The sequence below is a fragment of the Methylobacter sp. Wu8 genome (genome assembly GCF_036440755.1).
Taxonomy (GTDB): Bacteria; Pseudomonadota; Gammaproteobacteria; order Methylococcales; family Methylomonadaceae; genus Methylobacter_A; species Methylobacter_A tundripaludum_A.
In genome coordinates this window covers 1-5,484 of sequence record NZ_JAZGVT010000004.1, presented here as the reverse complement: position 1 = coordinate 5,484, position 5,484 = coordinate 1, and the positions used below count along the sequence as shown (strand labels likewise).

Annotated in this window: 6 protein-coding genes; all 6 read right to left on the bottom strand. The window is 50.5% G+C overall.

Going from position 1 to position 5,484, the window contains the following annotated elements; genetic code table 11:
• Positions 1 to 134 precede the first annotated feature (134 nt).
• Positions 135 to 1,964 carry an ABC-ATPase domain-containing protein gene (locus V3O24_RS00090; RefSeq protein ID WP_331305555.1) on the bottom strand — a complete coding sequence of 610 codons (1,830 nt, stop codon included), beginning with the start codon at positions 1,962 to 1,964 and terminating at the stop codon, positions 135 to 137.
• 38 nt (positions 1,965 to 2,002) lie between these two features.
• Positions 2,003 to 2,437: a hypothetical protein gene (locus V3O24_RS00085; protein ID WP_331305554.1), complete on the bottom strand. Its 435-nt coding sequence runs from the start codon at positions 2,435 to 2,437 to the stop codon at positions 2,003 to 2,005.
• A gap of 3 nt (positions 2,438 to 2,440) precedes the next feature.
• Positions 2,441 to 2,878, bottom strand: a complete 438-nt coding sequence (locus V3O24_RS00080) for a single-stranded DNA-binding protein (protein WP_104423083.1) — start codon at positions 2,876 to 2,878, stop codon at positions 2,441 to 2,443.
• 108 nt (positions 2,879 to 2,986) lie between these two features.
• Positions 2,987 to 4,537: an NCS2 family permease gene (locus tag V3O24_RS00075; RefSeq protein WP_331305552.1), complete on the bottom strand. Its 1,551-nt coding sequence runs from the start codon at positions 4,535 to 4,537 to the stop codon at positions 2,987 to 2,989.
• A 203-nt stretch (positions 4,538 to 4,740) separates the two neighbouring features.
• The gene (locus tag V3O24_RS00070) at positions 4,741 to 5,073 is read right to left on the bottom strand and encodes a type II toxin-antitoxin system RelE/ParE family toxin (RefSeq protein ID WP_331305551.1); all 333 of its coding nucleotides are present in this window, start codon (positions 5,071 to 5,073) and stop codon (positions 4,741 to 4,743) included.
• Positions 5,061 to 5,318: a type II toxin-antitoxin system Phd/YefM family antitoxin gene (locus V3O24_RS00065; protein ID WP_104423086.1), complete on the bottom strand. Its 258-nt coding sequence runs from the start codon at positions 5,316 to 5,318 to the stop codon at positions 5,061 to 5,063. The genes V3O24_RS00070 and V3O24_RS00065 overlap by 13 nt, the downstream gene beginning before the upstream one ends.
• Between the last annotated feature and the right edge of the window lie 166 nt (positions 5,319 to 5,484).

Sequence of the window (5,484 nt, the reverse complement as noted above, 5' to 3'; positions counted from 1 at the left end):
GGCAATTACCATGAAGAGCATGAAGGACATGAAGACTTAAACCTTTCATGCCGCTTCATGTCCTTCATGGTTAAAAAATGAAAAATAAAACTTGCTCAAGTTATTTCATGCATGTTCCTAAACGGCATCTATTGTTAATCCGCCGAGCGACAAGACGGGCTTGGAGCTTGTTTTTCATTATCCCTCTTAAAGGCCTTCCGTGACGCTTCATGGTTTTGTCCGTCGTTCCGAGCAATTCTTAGCGACCTGATTCTGTTAATAGCCGCAGCCAGCTCATACTTGCGCGGCATCGAAAGGGTGCCAGGGTAATCGGGTTCCAACGCGGCCAATCCGTGCTTGTTGATTTCGCCTTCCAGCCAATCTATCCAGAAACGAATCGTCTCAGGCTTGTCGCCCGACTGTTTTAGTTTGGTCCGCAGCGCAAACAGGCAATAGCCGATGGCTAGAAGCTGCGGCGCTTCCGCAATTTGCGCTACCGCATCCAGATTGACCAAATCCATGCCGTATTCAAGTTGACTGGGCGCGTTGCGTAAAGCTTTTATGCGTTTGGGTATCCTTTTGTCCAGGCGTTGATTGATATAAGCGGGATCGAAATTATCGGCCGCCAGACGGCGCGATCCGACAAAATCCGGGATAGCCTGATCTTCTTCTATCGCGCCAAGCCTGTCCCGCACCTTGGCGGTAATATCCTCGCAACGGTAATTATCCATCAACAGACAGGTATCGGCTTTCTGCAAAAAATAGCCCAGGCCCCCGACTACAAAAATCATCGAGACATGGTGTTTTTTCCACAGCGACCGCACCGTTGAATAGAGCGGCTTGATCGGTTCCTGCTTGGCATCCAGGATTTTCTTGATCAGTTCATCGCGCACCAGGAAATTGGTGGCGCAGGTATCCTCATCAAACAACAGTAACCGGCTGCCGCTTTCGATAGCCTCGACGATATTGGCCGCCTGCGAGGTGCTGCCGCTGGCGTTGTCGGATGAAAACCTATCTGTTTTAACGCCGTTCGGCAGATCGCCGATAAAAGGGCTGATGTCGACATCCCGAATGCTGCGGCCCTCTTCAGCCCGGATGAAAAAAGCATCCTCCCGGGTTACCACATATTCCCGGCCATCGCTCGGAATATGCGCATAAACCCCGGACAAAATCGCCTGCATCAAGGTCGATTTGCCGTGATAGCCGCCGCCGGTAATGCAGGTGATGCCTTCTTTAATGCCCATGCCGGTTATGCTGCGGCCGTCGGATAAGGGAATCGTTATTTGCAGCGATGCGGGGGATTGAAAGGTTTTGACAGACTCGCACAGAGCAGGCAGGTCATCGACGCCGCTATGCCGCGGCAGTTTTGCGTCGTTGGCGATAAAAGCGACCAGGCCATGCTGCCGCATAAATTGGATGATTTGACGGCGGTTTTTTTGCAGATCAACAAACCGCTCAAGCTGTAGCCGGGTTTGCCGGTCGTAGTGTTGATAAAAAAAACAGTCATCGACAATCGCAACCAGTTCCTGATGCAACATGATCCACGCCTGCTCCGCATCAAAAACGCCGCCTTGCCCTTTAGCCGGCAGGCTGATGATAAAGCGCAAACAAACGGCATCGTCGCCAAACAAAACGCTGTCCCGGCACAGCATCTTTTGGCTCAGCGCAATCGTGTCAAACGAACCGCTGCCATCTTTACCCCGGTTTTGCAGCGCAAACCGTGTTATCCCCTGACGAAAGCGCCGGATCAAGAAATCCGCTGCCGCCAGTCTGCATTCGGCGGCCTGCAAAAAGTCTTCGGGAATTTTGCTGTGTTGCAGCGGTATTTTTACCGAGGCAATCGACGCAGGGTTGGCGCCGGGGCTGCCCTGCATTTTGATAAAGTTGAGTTCAAACCGGGGGAAGCTGTAAGTACCGTACAGCTGCTGTATAGCCAGGAAAGGCTGGTCGGCGATAGAATCGAGTAACGCATATAACTTATTCACATTCCCTCCTGCCTTGCAGCTTTAAAAAACAGGGGAAGTCAGCTCCGTTTAACCTCGTTGCCGTGAAAGTCCAGTTCAGCAAGCAGCTGTATCTTTACCGAATGCTCGGTGATGCCTAATGTTTTAAACGCGGTTTTTATATTCATGGCTTTGATGGCGTCAACCGAACCGAACCTGAAACCAAACAGCCTGTTTTTCTTGCCCTCGGGAAAACTGCGCATGATTTCATTAATGCGACCATCAATAAGCGCCCTGGCCTTATTCAGTTCCGCAACGACTTCCGGCTTCAGGCCGGTTAACACCGGGAGGTCCGGCGCGCTGTTGCGTTGTACGGTTTCAACCGGCAAATCCGGTTGAAACCTTTTGCGTATTTCCGCCAGTTTTTTACTTTGCCCGGGAGCCACCAGCAGACTGCGCTCGGAAACGCTCACTTTCTGCCGGCCTGTTCCACGCTTGTCCGGTATTTTTCCCATAAATCAGAACGGGATGTCGTCATCATACGGCGCATCGAAATTATCGTGGCTAGGCGCTTGCTGGGCGGACGGTTGGCCTTGCGCGCCTGAAGGCTGATAGTTTTGTTGCGGCGCTTGGCCGGACTCGTTTCTTCTGCCGACCAAATCGATAATATTGGCGTTAAGCTCCAGACTGGTTTTGGTCGAGCCGTCTTGCGCCCGGTATTCGCTTTGACTCAGTTCGCCCGAGACAAACACCTGCTGGCCTTTTTTCAGGTAATTTTGCAACTGGCCTTCGGCGCGCTTGCCCCACACCGCACACCGGATCCAGAGCGTTTGCTGCTTGTCGCCAAAGCCGATATTGTTGGCTACGGTAACGTTTAACACCGCCTGACCAGACGGCAAATACCTGACTTCCGCATCGCGGCCCACTGTGCCGGTAAAACTAAATACGTTGCTCATTTTTTCTCATTCATGGTTAAGTTAACGATAGGGCTATTATCGACTGGTTCCATCAAAAAGAAAATGCAAACCTCAGGCCGGATATGATTATCGTCCGGCAAGTCTCATTTAATCCTTAACGCAGATCCACTTCGCGCTTAAAAATATCAATCCCATCAATGCGTAGGCAATCGACCATTCCCACGCAGGCGTTAATGACAAGGCCGTGTCGCTTACCGTCCAGCGGTAGGAATGGATCAGGCCGGATGCGGATAATAAACTGGCTGCGCCGCTCCATATCGCGGCTTTGACAAATTGACGCTCAATGATTGCGACCGTCAATGCGGACAGGATCATCGCGGTAAAAATAAAGCCCTGCTCCAGCGCGAAAGCGCCGTGTATCCAGATATCCGATTGTTGAAAACGCATCAGCATGGCGTCGGAAAACGCAGGCATTGATCCACTGCCGTAGTCGGCAGCCCGCACACCGTTTTTCGCCATGAAAGCGCCCCAGGCGGCAATGCCGGGAAGCAGCCCCATGACGACCGCCGGAGCATGGCTTTTTGGCGTTTCCTGGAAAGCCTGCGCCGCAATCACAATGCCGATCCATAAGACTATCGCCATCCCGGCATCGACCGGAACCGCCCATGCGATATAAGACAAGCTGCCGGTTAAACAAATCAGCGTGATAAACGCGCCGTTTAAAATCGAATAACCGGCGCGTGCGCCCATTGCTTTCCAGCCCGGATGGCCGATATAAATCGTCGTTGGAAAGCAGGAGCCGAACAGGCTGGCCGCCAATGTCCCTATGCCGTTAACCGCTAACGAAGGCTTCGTTGGATAACTGTCCCCGGCGGCCTCGGCGGATTCGATATTTTGCAGGGAACCGATCAGATTAAATAAGCCCATCGGAATGATGACCGACAGATAGCTTAAGTTGTGTTCCGAAGCCAGCACCTCGAATAAATCGCCGAGCACCGGTACCGGCAAATACAAACTTAACTGATTATCCGGCATAGCGCCGACAGGGGCCAAACCCATTAACCAGGATAGCAAGGAGCCTAATGCGACGGCCACCAGTCCGCCCGGAATATTGCCGCGAAAACGGAGTTTTCCGAAGTAGACCAATAGAATCACCCCCAGTGTAACCAGGCCGACGACAGGATGGGCATAGGTGCGAAACAAGAAGCCCAGGGAAATAAACGTTAAGGCGATGCCCGATAATGTGGATAGTAAGGCGGCGCGCGGCGTCGCTTTTCTTAATCTTTCGACCACGAATGCGCCGCTCAATTCAATCAGGCCGGAACCGAAACAGGCCAACAAGCCCGCTTGCCATGCTATCTGTTCCGGGTTTTCAGCGCCCGCGGCTTCCGCCAGCATTTTGGCAGGCAGCATGACCAGAAAAATATAGGCAAACAAAGAAACGGTATTAATGCCGTAAGGCAAGGCGCAAATGTCGTTGCGCCCGGAAGACTCGGCCAGTTTTTTGGCCTGATAAGCGTAATACAAATTACCGACTAGCAACGAAACGGCGGCGCCGGGCAGAATGTGTTGGTAAATCAGGTTGTCCGAGAACCCAAGGACATGTCGGCATAAGCCCACGATAACCAGCAATTGCACCAGATTATCCAGAGCCAAGCCAAAAAAACCGTCAATATCAGCGCGTACAAACCATTTCATTGTGAAGTCCCAATCAGAAAATAAAACTGCGTCTAAATTAAGGGGACATAGTATAGCTAAACGGCTGAAAATCAATCAGGGGACCGGAACTAAAAGCGCTGTTAACGCGCCCAAGGAGTCAGTGAGATAAAAATAGCGGATTTAACGTCAAATTAACCTGATCAAAACCATTCCAGGGAAAGACATAAAGTTTTTTGGGCGGGCTAAATATTTGTTGGCTGGAGGGTCGCCTGCGCCAGTTCATCGAGTAAATACTTTCGGAGCTGCCTTTCTCCGCGCATCACATAAAGTATATAGACTTTACCTTGATCAATACGATAAAAAATCCGGCACGGGCCAACGATGATTTCTCGGTACTTTGAGTTTTCTAATTCAGGAGGGATGCGGCCTGATTCGGGAAACTGCTCAAGACGATCGGCACTGGAAAATACCTGTTTGACCAAGCGGCGTGCCGCATCAAGTTTATCAAGCGCTATGTACTCAGCAATTTCATTAAGGTCGGATAAAGCCGGTTCAGTCCAGATTATTTGAGCCATTTGCTCATTTTTTCTTTTGCTTCCGACTGACTGTAAGTTCGGTTTTCAAAAACGGCTGTTTCGCCCCTTGCGATACCTTCAAGGATGCGTATGCGATTTTGCATAAGCTCATAATCATCGACATCGACAAGGTAGGCTGACGGTTGACCGTGCTCAGTTATTAAGACAGGCTCCTTAGATTCATGCAGCTCAGCAAGAATCTTAGTTGCCTGGCGCTTTAGTGTGGTGACAAGTTCTATTTTCATAAAGTGATACTATACTGCCACTCTATGTTTTGCCAAGAACTTATCCTGCCAGGGCAATCGCGCTTAAAAGTGCTTGAAAATATAATTTAGATGAGGTAATAATCCTATCATTTTGATTTTCAATGACAGCAAAACCAACACCTTCTATTATCCATCACTTTTCAAG

Coding starts and splice junctions, on each gene's coding strand:
- V3O24_RS00085 (WP_331305554.1), bottom strand. CDS start 2,437: ATGGGAAAAATACCGGACAAGCGTGGAACAGGCCGGCAGAAAGTGAGC.
- V3O24_RS00080 (WP_104423083.1), bottom strand. CDS start 2,878: ATGAGCAACGTATTTAGTTTTACCGGCACAGTGGGCCGCGATGCGGAA.
- V3O24_RS00075 (WP_331305552.1), bottom strand. CDS start 4,537: ATGAAATGGTTTGTACGCGCTGATATTGACGGTTTTTTTGGCTTGGCT.
- V3O24_RS00070 (WP_331305551.1), bottom strand. CDS start 5,073: ATGGCTCAAATAATCTGGACTGAACCGGCTTTATCCGACCTTAATGAA.
- V3O24_RS00065 (WP_104423086.1), bottom strand. CDS start 5,318: ATGAAAATAGAACTTGTCACCACACTAAAGCGCCAGGCAACTAAGATT.